The organism is Ruegeria sp. S84 (assembly GCF_056583445.1).
Map to the genome: position 1 here is coordinate 819,758 of NZ_CM152618.1, position 17,796 is coordinate 837,553.

A 17,796-nucleotide genomic window follows, 5' to 3' on the forward strand; every position below is an offset into this window, starting at 1 on the left:
ATTTCGCGCCGACTGGTACAAATCTGTTATCGGCCCGTGATCAGACCAGACGCGAGGTGTCTTTCGCGGCGCGCACGAATTCGCGGAACAGGGGGTGCGGGTCGAAGGGTTTGGATTTCAGTTCCGGGTGATACTGAACACCAATAAACCATGGGTGATCCGACCATTCGACGATTTCCGGCAGGCGACCATCTGGCGACATGCCCGAGAAATTCAGGCCTGCCTTTTCCAGTTTGTCGCGGTACTTGATGTCGACCTCATAGCGGTGACGGTGGCGTTCCTCAATCTGGGTGCCGCCATAGACTTCCGCGACCTTCGAGCCTTCGGCCAGAACCGCATTATAAGCGCCCAAACGCATGGTGCCGCCCTTGTCGTCTCCGACTTTGCGTTCGACCTTGTGGTTGCCCTGCACCCATTCTTTCAGGTGGTAAACAACGGGTTCAAAACGCTTTTTCCCGGCTTCATGATCGAATTCTTCGGACCCGGCTTCGGTGATTCCCGCCGCATTGCGCGCCGCTTCGATCACTGCCATCTGCATGCCCAGACAGATGCCCAGATAGGGCACCTTGTGCTCGCGCGCGTATTGAGCGGCCTTGATCTTGCCTTCGGTGCCACGTTCGCCAAAGCCGCCGGGGACGAGGATGGCGTGGAAGCCTTCCAGATGAGGTGCGGCGTCTTCGTTGTCAAACACCTCGGCATCGACCCACTCGATCTTGACGCGGACGCGGTTGGCCATGCCGCCATGGGTCAGGGCCTCGGCAATTGACTTATAGGCATCTTCAAGCTGGGTGTATTTGCCGACGATGGCTACTTTCACTTCGCCTTCGGCGTTGTGGATGCGGTCGCTGACGTCTTCCCATTTGGCCAGATCGGGCTTGGGGGCCGGGCTGATCTGGAATGCGTCCAGAACCGCCTGATCCAGACCTTCACGGTGATAGGCCAGCGGGGCGTCGTAGATGGTGCTGAGGTCTTGTGCGGCAATCACGCTGTCAGGGCGGACGTTGCAGAACAGGGCCAGCTTTTCGCGTTCTTTGGTTGGAATCGGTCCCTCAGACCGGCAAACCAGAATGTCAGGGGCTAGACCGATCGAGCGCAACTCTTTCACCGAATGCTGGGTTGGCTTGGTTTTCAACTCGCCCGATGCTTTGATATAGGGCAGCAGCGTCAGGTGCATGAAGATACACTGACCGCGCGGCTTGTCCTGACTGAACTGGCGGATCGCTTCAAAGAAGGGCAGGCCCTCAATATCACCTACGGTGCCGCCGATTTCACAGAGCATGAAATCAACTTCATCCTCGCCAATCGCGATGAAATCCTTGATCTCATTCGTGACGTGCGGGATCACCTGAATGGTTTTGCCGAGGTAATCTCCACGGCGCTCTTTCTCCAGCACATTGGAATAAATCCGCCCCGAGCTGACCGAGTCGGTCTTGCGTGCCGCCACACCGGTGAAGCGTTCGTAATGGCCAAGGTCCAGATCGGTTTCAGCGCCGTCATCGGTAACGAATACTTCGCCATGTTCGAAGGGCGACATGGTGCCCGGATCGACGTTTAGATAGGGGTCCAGCTTGCGCAGACGCACCGAATATCCCCGGGCCTGCAACAGCGATCCCAACGCCGCCGAAGCCAGTCCTTTGCCCAAGGACGAAACCACACCACCAGTGATGAAAATAAAACGCGCCATGTTTTTCGGCTGCTCCCGTGAGACGTCATTATTAGCTGCCCTGCGGTTCGAAAAAACCGCTGCATCACGGGACTTCACGTATAAAGGATTCGCGCACATAGCGCAAGAGAACCGCAAGATGCTGTTGCAGTTCCCTTATGATTTTCTAGGTTTTGTGGCTTAGTCGGCCGCCTGCGGGATCAGCGGAGCATTGTCGCCTTGCGCCGGCGGCAACAATTCATCTGCCGATGGGACTGCCGGAGCGCTTTCCTCAGCCGGGGCCGGGGCAGGCACGCCCAAACGGTCAATCACCGAGCTGCCAGAAGATTTCTGGGCCGCCAGAATCGTCAGCGTGATCGAGGTGACGATAAAGCACGCGGCCAGGATCCATGTCAGCTTGCCCAACGCCGTTGCTGCCGCGCGGCCCGTCATGGCCCCGCCGCCACCGCCACCCATCCCAAGGCCGCCGCCTTCGGAACGTTGCATCAGCACAACGACAATCAGGCCCAAGGCCAGAAGAAGGTGGATGATGAGAACGACGTTTTCCATGGTGGTCCTGTACAGCGTGGCGTGTATCGCGTGGTACTTATGCAAGTTTGCCAGCGGGGGCAAGTCACGAGTTGGCATCACGTGCGGTGATGTTTCATATCACACCAAAGAGACTGGACAGAGCGCTGTTCTGTCGCGCAGGCTGCGCCTCATGCCACATGATGATCACGACCACCCGCACGCCCTGTTGCCTCCCGAACCCGCGCTGCGCGTCAAAGCGCTTGAGACGATTCTGACCCGCAAGGGTCTGATTGATCCTGCAGCGCTGGATGAAATCATCGATACTTATCAGAACAAGATAGGTCCACAGAACGGCGCGCATGTTGTTGCAAAGGCTTGGAGTGATCCCGATTTCAAAGCCTCACTGCTGGCAGACGCCACATCAGTCGTGGCGGATCTGGGCTATTACGGTCGTCAGGGTGAGCATATGGTGGTCGTCGAGAACACGCCTGAACAGCACAACATGGTCGTCTGCACCTTGTGCAGTTGTTACCCGTGGCCGCTGCTAGGAATTCCACCCGGCTGGTACAAATCTGACGCCTACCGCGCCCGTGCCGTGCGTGAGCCACGCAAGGTCCTGTCTGAGTTTGGTGTTACCTTGCCCGAAGGTACATCGGTTCGCGTCTGGGATTCGACGGCCGAAATTCGTTACCTCGTCCTGCCGATGCGCCCAGAGGGCACAGAAGGATTGAACGCGGACGAATTGGCGGCGCTGGTCACCCGCGACAGCATGATCGGCACTGGGCTACCCAAGGTGCCGTCATGACGCGCGTACATGATATGGGAGGGCGCTTTGGTGATGGTCCGGTGAACCCGGAACCCGAAGACGCGCCGGTGTTTGCCGAAGACTGGCACGGTAGGGCGCTGGCGGTAACGCTCGCTGCGGGGTTTCTGGGGCGATGGAATATCGATGTCTCACGCCACGCGCGGGAAAGGTTGTCTCCTACGGACTACGCGCGGTTTTCTTACTATGAGAAATGGATGTCTGGTCTGGCTGATCTTCTGGTCGAAAAGGGTGTCCTGACGCTTGATGATTTGCGCGGTGTTGACGGGGATGGTGTTCATCCTCTGACTGAGCGTACCCTGAAGGCTGACGCCGTCGCAGTCGCTTTGGCCAAAGGTGGACCCGCAGATCGCCCGTCGAACGTCGAAGTTCGGTTTCAAGCCGGACAAGCAGTCCGAACCTTGAGCCAGAGCGCCAATCGACTGGTTGATGGCGGCCACACTCGGTTGCCAATCTATGCCGCCGCTGCGACGGGTCGCATCCTCAGGCTGCATGGCACTCATGTCCTGCCGGATTCCAACGCCCATGGGTTGGGTGAAGCCCCCGAGCCGCTATATGCGGTCGTGTTTCCCGCCTCAGAACTTTGGGCAAACCCTGAGCACCCGGCGGATGAAGTCGTGCTGGACCTCTGGCAGTCTTATTTGGAGCCCGCATGAGCGATTGTATCACTCACTCGGCCCCCGAGCCGGTTTTTGCTGAGCCCTGGCACGCACAGGTTTTTGCGGTCACAGTGGCCTTGAACGAAGCGGGCCGGTTTGATTGGCCGGACTGGGCGGAACGGTTTTCCAATACTTTGAAACGGAACGGCCTCAAAAAAGATCTGGATGGTGGGGACGATTACTTCTCCGCTTGGTTGGAGACCTTGGAGGCGCTGCTGGCTGAGCAGGGGGAAGCGCCCACTGATGATGTCCAGGATCTTCGCAATGCATGGGAAGAGGCTTACCTGACAACACCCCACGGTCATCCCGTACAATTGCGCTAAAAGCAGAGGGGGCGCTGCCCCCGCCGCCCGTCCGGGCGACTCCCCGAGGTACTTTTGGCCAGATGAAGCAGGGGACCCGATCTTCATCAGGCCAAAAACACCTCCGCCGGAGGCATCGCGCGCAGCACGATTTGTATCTGCGGCGAAATATCGGTTTCCCTGCCGTCTGTGCCCGGCTATATGAGCCGGGTTTGAATATTCAGCGCAAAAGGACCGGATATGGCCAACGTGGTTGTTGTCGGCGCCCAGTGGGGCGACGAAGGAAAAGGCAAGATCGTCGACTGGCTCAGTGAGCGAGCGGATGTGATCGCGCGTTTTCAGGGTGGACATAATGCCGGGCACACGCTGGTCATTGAGGGTGAGGTTTACAAACTGCATGCGCTACCTTCGGGCGTCGTACGCGGTGGAAAGCTGAGCGTGATCGGCAATGGGGTCGTTTTGGACCCTTGGCACCTGATCAAAGAGATCGGTACGATCCGCGCGCAGGGTGTCGATATCACGCCCGAGACGCTGATGATTGCCGAGAACACCCCGCTAATCCTGCCGTTCCATGGCGAGCTGGATCGTGCGCGCGAAAGCCAGAACTCGGTGGCCAAGATCGGCACGACCGGTCGCGGGATCGGTCCGTGTTATGAGGACAAGGTCGGGCGGCGTGTAATCCGGGTGGCTGATCTGGCTGATGATGCGACGCTGGCGCTGCGGGTCGATCGGGCCTTGGTCCATCACAATGCGCTGCGCAATGGTTTGGGGTTGGAACCTATTGATCGTGACGCGTTGATTGCGCAGCTGAAAGAGATCGCACCACAGATTCTGCCGTTTGCCGCGCCCGTATGGAAGGTGCTGAACGAGAAGCGCAAGGCAGGCAAGCGAATCCTGTTCGAAGGCGCACAGGGTGCGCTGCTGGATATCGATTTCGGGACCTATCCGTTTGTGACATCGTCGAATGTGATTGCGGGCCAGGCCTCGACAGGCGTTGGGATTGGGCCGGGTTCGATCGACTTCGTTTTGGGCATCGTCAAGGCGTACACGACCCGCGTGGGTGAGGGGCCTTTTCCAACCGAATTAGACGACGAAGATGGCCAGCGCCTGGGCGAACGGGGGCATGAGTTCGGCACCACGACGGGGCGCAAACGCCGTTGTGGTTGGTTCGATGCCTGTCTGGTACGCCAAACCTGCGCGACCAGCGGCGTGAACGGCATCTCCCTGACCAAGCTGGATGTGCTGGACGGGTTCGAGACGCTGAAAATCTGCGTTGGATATGAGCTGGATGGCGATCGTCTGGACTATCTGCCGACCGCCGCCGACCAGCAAGCACGTTGCACGCCGATTTACGAAGAGATGCCGGGCTGGAGCGAATCCACCGAAGGCGCGCGCAGTTGGGCAGACTTGCCTGCGAACGCGATCAAATACGTGCGCCGCGTCGAGGAATTGATCGAATGTCCGGTCGCCCTTTTGTCCACCAGCCCGGAGCGGGAGGACACCATTCTGGTGACCGACCCGTTTGCAGATTGATGAGCAGCAACGACAAACCCGGCCTCAGCTATAAGGCACGTCGGCGGTGGTCATTGGTGCTGCTGCTGATCGGGCTCCCCATCTATATCGTTGCGGTTGTGACAATCGTGAACTGGCTGGATCGCCCGCCGGTCTGGCTGGAACTTCTGGTATATGTCGCACTTGGCATTGTCTGGGCGTTGCCGTTCAAATTTGTCTTCCGCGGGGTGGGCAAAGAGGACCCGGATCAAGATCAAAGCTAAGCCGCCCGATTGTCTTGGTGTCTTCTGCGTGGCACGATGTTTGCGACTTTCTTTCGCGGCAACCAGAGGCAGACAGGGCATGAAAAACCGGGTATTAGCGGCGGTTACCACAACATGTATCGCGAGCAGCGCTCAGGCCGATGATTGGCGCTATACCATTGCGCCTTATTTCTGGGGGCCGGAATTCAGAACCTCACTGGACGTGGGACCAAACCCGCCGGTGAACGGGGATACCTCGATCTTCGACATTCTGAAGGGCGCGTTCCTGATCGCTGGTCAGGCCCGAAATGGGCGTTGGACCATTGGTGGTGAGTTCAATTATCTCAATTTGGGTGACGATGTCTCGGTCGGTCGGTTCGACGATGCAGCCAGTTGGGATCTTGAGGGCACGATGGTCTCACTGGCGGCCAGCTATGCGGTCTATCAGGATGATCAGTCACGGTTGGAAGCGTTGGCCGGGCTGCGCCATTGGGACCTGGATGTTTCGACCACCGTGCTGGATCGCACCTTCAGCACGGATCAAAGCTGGACTGACCCGTTAATCGGCGCACGCTATAACTACGCGCTGAATGACCGCTGGAGCCTCACAGCGATGGGCAACATCGGCGGCTTCGGTTATGGCTCGGAATTCCAGTGGGAGGCGCTGGTGCAGGCTAGTTGGAAGTGGCGTGAGAATATCAACGTTGCGGGCGGGTATCGCCATCTGGATGTTGAGTTTGAAGACGGGCGCGATGTGATTGATCTGATCCTGACCGGCCCTTACGTGGCGCTGGCGTTCAACTTCTGAACTTGATTGGCTTTTTGGCTGCCAGCCACGGAACGAAAAAGGGCCAGAGTTTCCGCTGGCCCAATTTTGTCTTGAGGGGGTATTTGGGGATCTTGGAGTCAGCCAGCGGCACGCTCGTCGTCGTTCGGGCGGAACCCGATTTGGGTTGAGGCGGCAAAACGGCCACCTCCGGCCTTTTCGATTTTGCCGTCCCGCAGCAACTGACCGAATGAGCGCAAGCTTTCTTCGCGGTTGAACGATTCCTGCTTGAGCGAGCGAACTTTGTTCATCAGCTGTGGACGTGAGAACTGCTCTTGACCTTCGATGAAGGACAGATAAGCCGCGGCAGCTTCCAGCAGGTCGAGTAGTGATTGGGCACCCTGTTCTTGCGCAAAGGCTGCAAAACCACCTTCTTCATCTGCAGATTCCTCGTCCGCCGAGGTGACACGGCGCGGTGTCACCGGGCCGGTGTCAGCCGTTTCGGTATCCACCCGCTGTTCAGCCACCAGTTTCAATGGTGCGGCAGCATCCGGGGTGGGGCGTTCACTGGTGACCTCGATCTCGGGTCGGCGTGGATTGACGACCGAGGCCAGATCACCGCGATAATCATCCTCGGGGGTCTGAGATTTGTCTGCGCCATCTTTGCGGTCTGCTTCGGTTGCAGCAACGGCAGTGCGCAGGTGAGAATATGTTTCGCGCTGGCCGCTGGTGGCAGGATCATCCATATGGGCGCCCGCTTCGTCCATCAGGCGCGAGACGTCCTGATCCAGACCCGTCATATCGGGCAGCTCAGCCGTCGTGTTTGCCGCCAGCTCGGTTTCTACCAGCGCCATTTCGTCAAGCAGCAGCGCCTCATCCTCGGCCGAGATGACGCCATGGGCGAGGCCGGCAAGATCCGGTGTTGTTTCATCTTCGTCGGTGTTGTCCTGGTCATTCAGGATGTTTGAGGGGCCTTCGTCTTCAGTTTCAGATTCGTCGTCGAGGTCCGAAAACAACGCGTCCTTGTCCGTGACATCGGCTGACGGCTGTTCGGGCGCTTCGTCCTCGTCTTCAAGTTCGGCAGTGATCGCCGGTGAGATGATCGGGGCTGCTTCGACTTCTTCCTGCTCGATGGCGGCAGGCGCGATAGGTTCTTCGTCCTGAACGGGCAGCTCGGCGATCGTTGCCATTTGCTCGGGTTCGGCAGGCTGTTCGACCTGCGGGGCCGTTGCCGGAGCGTCGTCCGTAGCAGTGTCTTCCAGATCGGCCGGGCTCAGCGCGCCGGACTCAAAAGCGGCAGAGATTGCATCGACCTTTGGCTTCACGGGCTGCAGATAGCTGACGTCTTCGTCTTCAGAGTATCCGGCAGGGGCAGCATCGGAATGCGAAACAACAGCCCGGATTCGCTGCAGCTTGGCTGCGATACTGTCAGCGGCGGGGGCATCGTCGGATTGCGGAACAGACGGAGCAGGGGGAACAACATCCGCGACAGGCTGAACAGGTTCAGGTGTTGTGGCTGGCGCAATTGCAGCGGGGGTCGGTGCTGCAACCGGGGCGGCTTCCGTTGCGCGCAGCAACAGGCCGGTCTCGTTCTGGCTGGCTTCAACCTTCTGTGCGGCGTCCCGTTGTGCGATCCGGGTCAGCATCTCGGCGTCAGGCTGAGGGGGTTCCGATCCGAAGTATCGGTCATCCGCTGCAAGGTCCCGGAAATACTCGGCGATCGCCTTCATTGTTTCAAACGAATCGTCAAAGCCTTCGAGGGTGCACGAGAAGGTGCCGTATGAAACGGTGAGTACCTTGTTGTTCTGTACCATCAGACGCATGTCCTTTACAAACTACCAGGTCGATTACCAGACACAGCAGGGGCAACCGACTCGAAACTCTAGCCATGAAGCTATCATTTTGTGGTTTCATTATGTCCAAAACTGGAAATTATGGTCAATCTTGTGGAAAATGGGGCAATTGTTCGCTCTGGCGGGCCAATCGGGCTGTTTGGTGGGGGCGAAATCTGTTCAGAGGATGTGAATCTGGTGCTAAATCGCGTCAATTCTGCCGTTGCGGCGGATGGCGGTGCGGCTGCGTTGATTGATTCGGGACGGATGCCGGACGCAGTGATCGGCGATTTGGACTCGATTACGGCAGAATATCGGGCCCGGATTCCCAAGGATCGGTTGTTCCAGATATCCGAGCAGAACAGCACCGATTTTGACAAGGCGCTGCGCAATATGGATGCGCCTGTGGTGCTGGCAGCAGGATTTCTGGGCGCGCGCGTGGATCATCAGTTGGTGGCGTTCAATACTCTGGTTCGGTTGCAGGATCGGCCTTGTGTCCTGTTGGGCGCACGAGAAATTGTCTTTCATGCGCCACCCAGGATCAGTCTGGAGCTCACAGCAGGAGACACGGTTTCATTGTTTCCGCTGCGGCGGGTGACCGGGCGCAGCGAGGGGCTGGAATGGCCGATTGATGATCTGGTGCTGGAACCGGACGGGCAGGTCGGAACCTCAAACCGAGCGCTAGGCGCGCTAACGCTTGAAGTCAATGGACCCGGGTTGCTGACGATCCTGCCGCGCGCGGCGTTGGATCAGGTCATGCAGGCGTTTCAGTCGGGCCGGACCGAGCGTTGGCCCGCTCGTGCAGGATAACGTAGAGCCCGGCGGCGATGGTGATGCCGATGCCTAGCGCGGCCAGCCCGTTTGGCAGATCGTGGAAGATCAGCCAGCCGATCAGGGTGGCGACCGGAATCTCTAGATATTGCATCGGGGCCAAAGTCGCAGACGGCGCATAGCGCAGAGACCATGTCATCAGCAGATGCGCCACGGTGCCCAGCACACCGATTCCCAGCAGCAGCCAGAGTGTCTCGCCAGTGGGCATTGTCAGGGACATTGCGGGCAGGCCGATCTGGGAACCCAGCAGGACAATCGGCAGCAAAAAGGCGGTTGCCATGGCCCCCGATACAGCCTGCAGCGCAACCGGGTCCGTTTCCTTGGCGATCTGCCGCGTAACCAGCATGAACAGGGCGAAGACCACCGCAACGATCAGGGGCAGCAAGGCGGGCGCGCCCACTTGTGCAAAGCTGGGTTGGATGACCAGCAAGGTGCCGATGAATCCCACGACACAGGCGACCAGACGTCGGGGGCCGACCTGTTCGCCCAGTACGTATTTGCCCAAAAGCAGCATGATGAAGGGCATTACAAAGGCGATGGCCACGGTATCGGCCAGCGGCATATATTGCAGCGCTGTGAACATCGCTGCGATACCAATGATGTGCAGAAGGGTGCGGATCATCGTCAGGCGCAAAACGCGCGGCATCATCTTCCATGGCTTGCCGGTCATTGCGATCAGTGGGATCAGGATCATCGCCTGAACAGCAAACCGCACCAGTACCAGCAGTCCCAAAGCTGTGGTTTCACCCAACAGCTTTGCCATCCCGTCACCCAGCGGTGCGAGCACGCAAAAACCGAGCATCAAAATGATGCCGAGAACGGGACGATCCTGAGTCATGTGCGCGACGCTAGCGCTTTAGCGGCACAGGGGGAAGCTCTGATCTCAGGTGTCGGGCAGGGGTTGGACTTTGGTGTAATCCGGGCCGATGCAGGTGGGCAGGCCGTCACCAAGCTGCAGCCAGCTAAGCTTTTCCTCGTGCGCGACATGCAAGGTCGGGCTGAGTACTTCGGGATTTTCCAGTGTCGCGACGTAGAGATGCATCACATCCGACATCACCGTCGACCGGAAGGATATCGGTGTGCCGCAATGGGGACAAAAGCTGCGCTCGACCCCGGGGGAGGAGCTGAAGCGTTTCGGTTCTTCCCCGATCCAGCGCCAATTGCCGTCGCGCACGCCGAAATAGGTGGTCATCGGAGCGGCGCATTGGCGACGGCAGCTGTCACAATGGCAGGTGACACAGGACAGAACCGGAGGATCAACCTCGTATCCAATCTTGCCGCACAGGCAGTGTCCGCGCATGTCACCCCACTTGTTCTTGCTGTCAGATCAGCAGTTCGGCACGTTGACGGCCAACCCGCCCAAAGATGTTTCTTTGTATTTCTCGTGCATATCCTCGCCGGTCTGGCGCATAGTTTCAATGGCCGCGTCCAAAGGCATAAAGTGCTTGCCGTCGCCGCGAAGCGCCAGCGATGCGGCTGAAACGGCCTTGATCGCGCCCAATCCGTTACGCTCGATACACGGCACCTGCACAAGGCCCGCGACTGGGTCGCAGGTCATGCCAAGGTGATGTTCCAACGCGATCTCGGCGGCGTTCTCAACCTGCTCAGGCGTACCGCCCATCACGGCGCACATGCCTGCCGCAGCCATGGCTGACGCGCTGCCAACCTCGGCCTGACAGCCCGCTTCAGCGCCCGAGATCGAAGCGTTGAACTTGACCAGACCACCGATGGCGGCGGCGGTCAGCAGGAAATCCTCGACATGGCTTTCGGACGCGCCGGGCACGTGATCGAGGTAGTAGCGCAGAACTGATGGCAGCACGCCCGCCGCGCCATTTGTGGGGGCGGTGACAACTTGCCCACCGGCTGCGTTTTCCTCGTTCACGGCCATGGCGTAGACGCTCATCCAGTCGTTGATCGTATGCGGGGCATTCAGGTTCATGCCGCGTTCCGCCAGCAGGGCATCGTGAATGCCTTTGGCGCGGCGGCGCACGCTGAGACCACCGGGCAGGATGCCATCCGTTTTTAGCCCACGCTCGATGCAGTTATTCATGACCTGCCAAAGACGCGCGGTGCCTTTGGCAAAGCTATCCGCGCAACCGCGCGCGATCTCATTTTCGCGCTTCATCTGAGCGATGCTTTTACCGTTGTCTTTGGCCATTTGCAGCATTTCGGCGGCGGATTTGAATGGGAAGGGCACAGGCGCACCTTCGTCAGTTGCCTTGCCTTCGGCCAATTCCTCTTCCGTAAGAACAAATCCTCCACCGATGGAGTAGTAGACCTGACGCAGGATGACATCGCCTTGTGCGTCAGTGGCCATCAGGATCATACCATTGGCATGACCGGGCAGATTGTTGTCGTAGTCGAAGATCAGATCGGCTTTGGGATCAAAGCTCAGCGTCGGCAGGCCTTCGGGTGTCACCGTATGGGATTCTGCGATAGCTGCCAGTGTGGCTTCGGCCTTGTCGTTGTCATAGGTGTCGGGCACAAACCCGGCGAGGCCCAGAATGGTAGCGCGGTCGGTGGCGTGGCCGACGCCGGTAAAGGCCAGCGAGCCGTGCAACGAGCCGCGCAGGCCCGAAAACTCGAACGGCGAGGCGCGCATCAGGTCAAGGAACCGTGCGGCGGCCACCATCGGACCCATGGTGTGGGAAGAAGATGGGCCGATGCCCACTTTGAACATATCGAAGACAGAGAGAAACATATCAGGTAGCTGAGCCTTCTGGAGGGTTGGCGTAGGTCGGCGAGGTGAAGGGAGTGACCCCCAGCCCCTCGGCGGCAATGGCGGCGCGGGTCGACGGGTTTGATTCTAGCTGCATCAGGATTTTTTGCAGATAAGGCGTGTCGGCGAGTTGATACCAGCTGCGGTCCGCCTTAGCGGGATAAAGCGCCATCCAGCGCATCATGCAGGCGACATATATCGTCAGGACTGACGGGTGATCAGCACTGAACCAGTCGGGCGCTTTTTGGGCTTGAGCATCCAGCAGATTCAGGTGCTGCCGCAGCCGGGGGCGGATGCCGGAGCGTAGTGTATCGGCCTGTTCTGCCGCGATGTATTTCTCGGCATAGAACAGGATCTCGCAGGTCGGCATGCAGGGTATTAGAGGCGAAGAACAGCCACTTCAGGAATGCCGCCCGATCAGGGCTGACCTGTGTCGGGGCCAATTGCCCATGCGTATCAGCCAGCCACAGCAGGATTGCGGCGGTCTCGAAGATCGGACCCTGGGGCGTCTCCAGCACCGGGATCAGCCCGTTCGGATTCAACGCCCGATACGCCGCACTATTCTGTGCATCGCGGGCGCGATCGACCAGTATGGTCTCATAGGGCAGGCCCATCTCTTCCAGCGCCAGTCGGATCACCAGTGAGGCGTTGTCGGGGGCGTAGTGCAGGCGGTATGGCGATTCCATGGCGACTATCTAGGGGGTCTGGCGATCACAATAGAGGCTGATTGCGACGTTTCCTATCGGAAACGCGTATTTCAGCGACATGTTAGCACAGGTGCGGAGTGTTTTGCCTCTCGCAGTTGCGCGGGGCATTCCGTATAAGTCTGGCAGTATTCTTGGGGGAAGCTGCCATGACCAGAGACTTGTCGCCCATCGACAAAGCGAAATACGTTGCTGCCTGTCGCGCCGCCGATCTTGTTCAGGACGGGATGCGTGTGGGATTGGGGACAGGCTCGACCGCCGCGTGGTTGGTGCGCCGCCTGGGTGAACGGGTGCGCGACGAGGGGTTGAAAATCAAGGGCGTTCCGACGTCGACCGCGACGGCGCAATTGGCGCGGGAAGAAGGGATCGAGGTCGTCTCGCTGGATCAGGCCGGCTGGTTGGACCTGACAATCGACGGCGCGGATGAGTTTGATGGCGAGTTCAACCTGATCAAGGGCGGTGGTGCTGCGCTGTTGCAGGAAAAGATTGTGGCCACAGCCAGCGATCAGATGGTGGTGATCGCGGATGCAGGCAAAGAGGTTGAGACGCTGGGCGCATTCCCTCTGCCGGTCGAGGTGATCCCGTTCGGCTGGCAGACCACCCGCACCCTGATTGAAGAGGCGCTGGACACAATGGATGTGCTGGGCACCTCGGTCACTTTGCGCATGAACGGTGAGGCACCCAAGGTTACGGATGAGGGCAATCACATTCTGGACCTGCATCTCAAGCGGATCGGCAATGCCCGCCAACTGGCACTGGTGATGAATCAGATCCCGGGTGTGGTCGAAAATGGGCTGTTCATTGATATTTGCGACAAGGTTGTCATTGGTTATGGCGATGGCCGGGTCGAATTGCGTGATATCAATGAGGGTACAGTCCTGACCGATATGCTGGGCGACGGCGGGGACAACCTGTTTTCCGATCTGGCGGACTAAAGTTTGAACACTAAGCCAGCATTTGTAGCCAGAGAGACCAAACTTCGGCGTGTTGTTCGTTTGGTACTGAAAGGCGGCGGAGTGGCTATCCTCGGTTTGATGCCCCTCTGGTACTTTGGATACGCTCCGAGAGAGGGCTCGTTGTATTCTTTGTTCTACGACTTGACGATGGGGCTGCTGGCTATCAGCATCCCGGTATATTTGTATTCGTTGTATCGTCAGATCGATTTGGTTGCGGCGGTTGGAGATGAAGGTGTCTCGTTCACAAGACCAGGGCCGGGGGGATGGCCGGTTGCAGTGACCGTTCGTTGGGAGCAGTTAAGAGCTATCGAAATTGTTCAAGCTAGGAAGTGGTGGAAACCACTGTCGCGTGAACAGGTTCTCGTTCGGCTTTTCAATGAACAAGCGTATGCGGATTTTTCGTTGAAACGACTACGCCAGAACATATCTGACCAATTCATCGTGGCGTTACGTCAACACTGGCCAGACTTGGATAGACCTTGGCAAGTTCAAATGGCCAATAGGAAAACTATGGACAGCGACGCACCATGAGATAAACCGCTTCGCGACGCCAGGGTGGCGATCGCAAGGAAACTGGAAGAGGCAAGGTACATGAGCTTTGACTATGATCTGTTCGTCATCGGAGGCGGCTCGGGCGGAGTTCGCGCGGCACGGGTGGCGGCGGGTGAAAACGGCGCCAAAGTGGCCTTGGCGGAAGAGGATCGTTACGGCGGAACCTGCGTGATCCGTGGCTGTGTACCCAAGAAGCTGATGGTTTTCGCCAGCGAGTTCGCGGATACGGTCGGGGACGCGCAGGCCTATGGCTGGGACATGCAGCCCGGCGCGTTCAACTGGGATACGTTCAAGGGCAAGCTGCACGCAGAGCTCGATCGGTTAGAAGGTATCTACCGCAATATCCTGAAGAACAATGGTGTCGAGAGTTTCGACCAGCGCGCCCATGTCGTTGATCCGCATACGGTGGAACTGGCTGATGGTACCCGCAAGACAGCCAAGCATATTCTTGTCGCAACGGGCGGTCGTCCGGTTGTACCCGAGTTCCCCGGATCTGATCTTGCGATCACCTCGAATGAGATTTTCCACCTGGAGGAACTGCCCGAATCCATGCTGATCGTTGGCGGTGGTTATATCGCCTGTGAATTTGCCGGGATCATGAATGGGATGGGGGTCAAAACGACTCAGTTCTATCGCGGGGCGCAGATTCTGCGGGGCTTTGATGATGAGGCGCGCGGGCTGATCAGTGAAGAGATGTGCCAGAACGGCATCGACCTGCATCTGGGCACCAACGTGCTTGAGATGAAAAAGCAAGGCGACAAAATCTGGGTGAAGGCCACAAATGGCTCCGAGCAGCTGTTCGACGTTGTGATGTATGCCACGGGTCGCGCGCCGAATGCGGATGATCTGGGGCTAGAGGCTTTGGGCGTTGCGCGCGGTCGCAAGGGTGAGATCATCGTGGATGAGTACAGCCAGACAGGCGTGCCCTCGATCTTTGCCATTGGCGATGTAACGGATCGGGTGAACCTGACACCTGTGGCGATCCGCGAAGGCATGGCCTTTGTCGAAACCGTCTTCAAAGGCAACCCAACGCCCGTTGATCACGAACTGATCCCGACCGCCATCTTTACCCAGCCGGAAATGGGTACTGTGGGCCTCAGCGAGGAAGCGGCTGCGGAACAGGAACCGATCGAGGTTTATGCGACCTCATTCAAGCCCATGCAGAAGGCGTTTGCCGGAGGCACACAGCGCGTGCTGATGAAGCTGATCGTGTCGCAAGAGACGCGGAAAATCCTCGGCTGTCACATCGTTGCGCCGGGCGCGGGTGAGATGATCCAACTTGCCGGAATTGCCGTAAAGATGGGTGCCACCAAAGAAGATTTCGACCGTACGGTTGCAGTTCATCCGGTGATGGCCGAAGAACTGGTGACAATGCGGCAACCTGTGCGCACGGCTTGATTTGCAAGCGCGCGCACACACGTTACAAGGGAACCCGTGATCACACGGTCCAACACAAGGGAAAAGATACATATGGCGGGCAACAGCGGCGGCCCCTGGGGGGCGGAGGCTCATCCGGAGGCGGAGGAAATCGGGGTAACAACGGGGATGGGCGCAAGCCCCCCGAAGGTGACGGCCCGCAGATCCCCGAGATCGATGAGCTGATGAAAAAGGGCCAGGAGCAGCTGCGCGTCCTCATGGGCGGTCGTGGCGGCGGTGGCCGTGGGACCAATGGTAAGGGCGGCGGCGGTGGCCCCGCGTTTACCAAAGGAACGGTAGCGATTGGTCTGCTTGTTGCGGCCGGTCTTTGGGGTTTGGCAAGCTTCTATACGGTTAAGCCGGAAGAACAGTCAGTTGAGCTGTTTCTGGGCGAGTTCTCGGCTGTCGGAAATCCGGGTCTGAACTTTGCACCCTGGCCGTTTGTGACCGCCGAAGTGATTCCGGTCACACGCGAACAGAACGAAGACATGGGTGGTGCACGTGGCAGCGACGATGGTCTGATGCTGACCGGCGACGAGAATGTGGTCGATATCGACTATCAAGTTGTCTGGAACATTAACGACCCAGCCAAGTACCTGTTCAATCTGCGTGATCCACGCCAAACCATTCGGGCGGTGTCTGAATCGGCGATGCGTGAGATTATTGCGCAAAGCGAACTTGCGCCGATTCTGAACAGGGATCGTGGCATCATTGCAGACCGTCTGCAGGAGCTGATTCAGTTGACGATGGACAGCTACGATTCGGGCGTGAACATCGTTCGTGTAAACTTTGACAAGGCCGACCCGCCGCAGGACGTGATTGCCGCGTTCCGCGACGTTCAGGCCGCCGCGCAGGAGCGTGACCGGTTGCAGAACGTCGCTGACGCTTATGCAAACCGGGTTCTGGCCGAGGCACGCGGTGAAGCCGCGCAGGTTCTGGAAGAGGCCGAGGCCTATCGCGCCCAGCAGATCAACAGTGCGCAGGGTGAAGCAAGCCGTTTCAGCGCGGTTCTGGAGGAGTACTCCAAGGCACCTGATGTGACCCGCAAACGCCTTTATCTGGAACGGATGGAGCAGGTATTGGGTGACGTGGACAAGATCATTCTGGATGAAAACTCGACAGGATCGGGGCAGGGCGTCGTGCCTTATCTGCCGCTCAACGAGTTGCGCCGTAGCCCTGCAGGGGAGAGCAACTGATGCGTAAGACGACATTTATTCTGCCGATCGTTTTCCTCGCGATCGTTGGTGTTCTGTCCGCGATCTTTATCGTTGATGAACGCGAGCGTGCGTTGGTTCTGCAATTTGGCCGCGTTGTGGCGGTGAAGGAAGAGCCGGGTCTGGCATTCAAAATCCCACTGATTCAGGAAGTCGTCCGTTACGACGACCGTATCCTGTCGATTGACGTGCAGCCTCTGGAGGTGACACCTTTGGATGATCGCCGTCTGGTGGTTGATGCCTTCGCGCGTTACCGGATTTCCGATCTGGAGCGGTTCCGACAAGCGGTTGGTGTCGGGGGCATCCCGGTGGCCGAAGATCGTCTGGACCGCATCCTGCGCGCTGAAACGCGGGAAGTACTGGGTTCGGTATCGTCTCGTGATATCCTCAGTTCGGACCGTGCGGCGTTGATGCTGCGTATCCGCAACAGCGCAATTGCCGAGGCACGTGCGCTGGGCGTGACCGTCATCGACGTGCGTCTGAAGGCGACTGATCTGCCGCAGGCGAACCTTGAGGCGACGTTTGACCGGATGAAGGCCGAACGGGAGCGTGAAGCCACCGACGAGCGCGCCCGGGGTAACGAGGCGGCGCAGCGTGTGCGGGCGCAGGCCGACCGGACCGTGGTTGAACTGGTGTCGGACGCGCGTCGTGAGGCTGAGATTACTCGTGGTGAGGCCGACGCTGAACGCAACGCGATCTTTGCCGAAGCTTATGGTGCGGACCCGGAATTCTTTGAATTCTATCGGTCGCTGACGGCCTATGAAAATGCCCTGCAAGGCAGCAACAGCTCGTTGATCCTGAGCCCGGACTCGGAGTTCTTCAACTACCTTGCTTCTCCGACCGGGCGTCGGGCACCGGCAGCTGCGGCCGCCGAGTGATGGGCATGATCCTTCTGGCCTTCGGGCTGGTGCTGATTGTCGAGGGGCTGGCCTATGCGCTGGCCCCTTCGCTTATAGAACGCATGCTTGAGGCGCTGCGCGCGCTGCCGGAACAGGCGCGGAGGCTGGTCGGGCTGCTGTGCGTGGTCAGCGGGCTGGTGCTGCTGTGGGGCGCATATCAGGTCGGTTTTTGATGCGATGGTTTCACGCACCGGTG

18 protein-coding genes and 2 pseudogenes are annotated in these 17,796 nt (G+C 58.8%); 13 read left to right on the plus strand and 7 right to left on the minus strand.

The window, feature by feature from the left end:
- Positions 1 to 40 precede the first annotated feature (40 nt).
- Together AC1DFB_RS04195 and secG are read right to left on the minus strand one after the other, a co-directional pair.
- Positions 41 to 1,684, minus strand: a complete 1,644-nt coding sequence (locus AC1DFB_RS04195; protein WP_170421030.1) for a CTP synthase — start codon at positions 1,682 to 1,684, stop codon at positions 41 to 43.
- Between the two features lie 159 nt (positions 1,685 to 1,843).
- A complete protein-coding gene (gene secG / locus AC1DFB_RS04200) occupies positions 1,844 to 2,212 on the minus strand; it encodes a preprotein translocase subunit SecG (RefSeq protein WP_010439184.1) in 369 nt (122 codons plus the stop codon).
- Between the two features lie 151 nt (positions 2,213 to 2,363).
- Between secG and nthA the strand changes: the two genes are divergently transcribed.
- The 6 genes from nthA (at position 2,364) to AC1DFB_RS04230 (ending at position 6,519) form a co-directional block, all read left to right on the plus strand.
- On the plus strand, positions 2,364 to 2,978 hold the full coding sequence (gene nthA / locus AC1DFB_RS04205; protein ID WP_170511094.1) for a nitrile hydratase subunit alpha: 615 nt from the start codon (positions 2,364 to 2,366) through the stop codon (positions 2,976 to 2,978).
- Positions 2,975 to 3,652 carry a nitrile hydratase subunit beta gene (gene nthB, locus AC1DFB_RS04210; protein WP_480922180.1) on the plus strand — a complete coding sequence of 226 codons (678 nt, stop codon included), beginning with the start codon at positions 2,975 to 2,977 and terminating at the stop codon, positions 3,650 to 3,652. The genes nthA and nthB overlap by 4 nt, the downstream gene beginning before the upstream one ends.
- The gene (locus AC1DFB_RS04215) at positions 3,649 to 3,978 is read left to right on the plus strand and encodes a nitrile hydratase accessory protein (RefSeq protein WP_480922181.1); all 330 of its coding nucleotides are present in this window, start codon (positions 3,649 to 3,651) and stop codon (positions 3,976 to 3,978) included. Before nthB ends, AC1DFB_RS04215 begins: the two co-directional genes overlap by 4 nt.
- 219 nt (positions 3,979 to 4,197) lie before the next feature.
- Positions 4,198 to 5,490 carry an adenylosuccinate synthase gene (locus AC1DFB_RS04220; protein WP_170393577.1) on the plus strand — a complete coding sequence of 431 codons (1,293 nt, stop codon included), beginning with the start codon at positions 4,198 to 4,200 and terminating at the stop codon, positions 5,488 to 5,490.
- A complete protein-coding gene (locus tag AC1DFB_RS04225) occupies positions 5,490 to 5,732 on the plus strand; it encodes a DUF2842 domain-containing protein (protein WP_170511086.1) in 243 nt (80 codons plus the stop codon). The genes AC1DFB_RS04220 and AC1DFB_RS04225 overlap by 1 nt, the downstream gene beginning before the upstream one ends.
- A gap of 79 nt (positions 5,733 to 5,811) precedes the next feature.
- The gene (locus AC1DFB_RS04230; protein WP_170626079.1) at positions 5,812 to 6,519 is read left to right on the plus strand and encodes a YfaZ family protein; all 708 of its coding nucleotides are present in this window, start codon (positions 5,812 to 5,814) and stop codon (positions 6,517 to 6,519) included.
- A 98-nt stretch (positions 6,520 to 6,617) separates the two neighbouring features.
- Here the strand turns inward: AC1DFB_RS04230 and AC1DFB_RS04235 are convergent, their stop codons facing one another.
- The gene (locus tag AC1DFB_RS04235; protein ID WP_480922182.1) at positions 6,618 to 8,291 is read right to left on the minus strand and encodes a hypothetical protein; all 1,674 of its coding nucleotides are present in this window, start codon (positions 8,289 to 8,291) and stop codon (positions 6,618 to 6,620) included.
- A gap of 120 nt (positions 8,292 to 8,411) precedes the next feature.
- Between AC1DFB_RS04235 and AC1DFB_RS04240 the strand changes: the two genes are divergently transcribed.
- A complete protein-coding gene (locus AC1DFB_RS04240; protein ID WP_480922183.1) occupies positions 8,412 to 9,119 on the plus strand; it encodes a thiamine diphosphokinase in 708 nt (235 codons plus the stop codon).
- Here the strand turns inward: AC1DFB_RS04240 and AC1DFB_RS04245 are convergent.
- The 4 genes and pseudogenes from AC1DFB_RS04245 to AC1DFB_RS04260 all read right to left on the minus strand — a co-directional run bounded on the left by AC1DFB_RS04245 (position 9,064) and on the right by AC1DFB_RS04260 (position 12,545).
- A complete protein-coding gene (locus AC1DFB_RS04245; protein ID WP_223118233.1) occupies positions 9,064 to 9,978 on the minus strand; it encodes a DMT family transporter in 915 nt (304 codons plus the stop codon). The two genes, AC1DFB_RS04240 and AC1DFB_RS04245, sit on opposite strands and share 56 nt — an antisense overlap.
- A 45-nt stretch (positions 9,979 to 10,023) precedes the next feature.
- On the minus strand, positions 10,024 to 10,440 hold the full coding sequence (locus AC1DFB_RS04250; protein ID WP_480922184.1) for a GFA family protein: 417 nt from the start codon (positions 10,438 to 10,440) through the stop codon (positions 10,024 to 10,026).
- A 27-nt stretch (positions 10,441 to 10,467) separates the two neighbouring features.
- On the minus strand, positions 10,468 to 11,841 hold the full coding sequence (locus AC1DFB_RS04255; RefSeq protein WP_480922185.1) for an L-serine ammonia-lyase: 1,374 nt from the start codon (positions 11,839 to 11,841) through the stop codon (positions 10,468 to 10,470).
- A gap of 1 nt (position 11,842) precedes the next feature.
- Positions 11,843 to 12,545 (minus strand): annotated as a pseudogene (locus tag AC1DFB_RS04260) (glutathione S-transferase family protein).
- 167 nt (positions 12,546 to 12,712) lie between these two features.
- On the opposite strand from AC1DFB_RS04260, the gene rpiA reads away from it, so the two are divergent.
- From rpiA to AC1DFB_RS04290, 6 genes and pseudogenes are all read left to right on the plus strand, one after another.
- Positions 12,713 to 13,498, plus strand: a complete 786-nt coding sequence (gene rpiA / locus AC1DFB_RS04265; RefSeq protein WP_170645840.1) for a ribose-5-phosphate isomerase RpiA — start codon at positions 12,713 to 12,715, stop codon at positions 13,496 to 13,498.
- Between the two features lie 3 nt (positions 13,499 to 13,501).
- Positions 13,502 to 14,050: a hypothetical protein gene (locus AC1DFB_RS04270; protein WP_480922186.1), complete on the plus strand. Its 549-nt coding sequence runs from the start codon at positions 13,502 to 13,504 to the stop codon at positions 14,048 to 14,050.
- Positions 14,051 to 14,110: 60 nt separating this feature from the next.
- A complete protein-coding gene (gene gor, locus AC1DFB_RS04275) occupies positions 14,111 to 15,469 on the plus strand; it encodes a glutathione-disulfide reductase (RefSeq protein ID WP_480922187.1) in 1,359 nt (452 codons plus the stop codon).
- A gap of 72 nt (positions 15,470 to 15,541) precedes the next feature.
- Positions 15,542 to 16,683, plus strand: a pseudogene (gene hflK / locus AC1DFB_RS04280) (FtsH protease activity modulator HflK).
- The gene (hflC, locus tag AC1DFB_RS04285; protein WP_480922188.1) at positions 16,683 to 17,579 is read left to right on the plus strand and encodes a protease modulator HflC; all 897 of its coding nucleotides are present in this window, start codon (positions 16,683 to 16,685) and stop codon (positions 17,577 to 17,579) included. Before hflK ends, hflC begins: the two are co-directional and overlap by 1 nt.
- On the plus strand, positions 17,579 to 17,773 hold the full coding sequence (locus tag AC1DFB_RS04290) for a DUF2065 domain-containing protein (protein ID WP_170393554.1): 195 nt from the start codon (positions 17,579 to 17,581) through the stop codon (positions 17,771 to 17,773). The genes hflC and AC1DFB_RS04290 overlap by 1 nt, the downstream gene beginning before the upstream one ends.
- Positions 17,774 to 17,796 lie beyond the last annotated feature (23 nt).

What these genes read in the sequence shown, in the direction of transcription:
- AC1DFB_RS04195 (WP_170421030.1), bottom strand. Translation starts at nt 1,684, where the DNA reads ATGGCGCGTTTTATTTTCATCACTGGTGGTGTGGTTTCGTCCTTGGGC.
- secG (WP_010439184.1), bottom strand. Translation starts at nt 2,212, where the DNA reads ATGGAAAACGTCGTTCTCATCATCCACCTTCTTCTGGCCTTGGGCCTG.
- nthA (WP_170511094.1), top strand. Translation starts at nt 2,364, where the DNA reads ATGCCACATGATGATCACGACCACCCGCACGCCCTGTTGCCTCCCGAA.
- nthB (WP_480922180.1), top strand. Translation starts at nt 2,975, where the DNA reads ATGACGCGCGTACATGATATGGGAGGGCGCTTTGGTGATGGTCCGGTG.
- AC1DFB_RS04215 (WP_480922181.1), top strand. Translation starts at nt 3,649, where the DNA reads ATGAGCGATTGTATCACTCACTCGGCCCCCGAGCCGGTTTTTGCTGAG.
- AC1DFB_RS04220 (WP_170393577.1), top strand. Translation starts at nt 4,198, where the DNA reads ATGGCCAACGTGGTTGTTGTCGGCGCCCAGTGGGGCGACGAAGGAAAA.
- AC1DFB_RS04225 (WP_170511086.1), top strand. Translation starts at nt 5,490, where the DNA reads ATGAGCAGCAACGACAAACCCGGCCTCAGCTATAAGGCACGTCGGCGG.
- AC1DFB_RS04230 (WP_170626079.1), top strand. Translation starts at nt 5,812, where the DNA reads ATGAAAAACCGGGTATTAGCGGCGGTTACCACAACATGTATCGCGAGC.
- AC1DFB_RS04235 (WP_480922182.1), bottom strand. Translation starts at nt 8,291, where the DNA reads ATGGTACAGAACAACAAGGTACTCACCGTTTCATACGGCACCTTCTCG.
- AC1DFB_RS04240 (WP_480922183.1), top strand. Translation starts at nt 8,412, where the DNA reads ATGGTCAATCTTGTGGAAAATGGGGCAATTGTTCGCTCTGGCGGGCCA.
- AC1DFB_RS04245 (WP_223118233.1), bottom strand. Translation starts at nt 9,978, where the DNA reads ATGACTCAGGATCGTCCCGTTCTCGGCATCATTTTGATGCTCGGTTTT.
- AC1DFB_RS04250 (WP_480922184.1), bottom strand. Translation starts at nt 10,440, where the DNA reads ATGCGCGGACACTGCCTGTGCGGCAAGATTGGATACGAGGTTGATCCT.
- AC1DFB_RS04255 (WP_480922185.1), bottom strand. Translation starts at nt 11,841, where the DNA reads ATGTTTCTCTCTGTCTTCGATATGTTCAAAGTGGGCATCGGCCCATCT.
- rpiA (WP_170645840.1), top strand. Translation starts at nt 12,713, where the DNA reads ATGACCAGAGACTTGTCGCCCATCGACAAAGCGAAATACGTTGCTGCC.
- gor (WP_480922187.1), top strand. Translation starts at nt 14,111, where the DNA reads ATGAGCTTTGACTATGATCTGTTCGTCATCGGAGGCGGCTCGGGCGGA.
- hflC (WP_480922188.1), top strand. Translation starts at nt 16,683, where the DNA reads ATGCGTAAGACGACATTTATTCTGCCGATCGTTTTCCTCGCGATCGTT.
- AC1DFB_RS04290 (WP_170393554.1), top strand. Translation starts at nt 17,579, where the DNA reads ATGGGCATGATCCTTCTGGCCTTCGGGCTGGTGCTGATTGTCGAGGGG.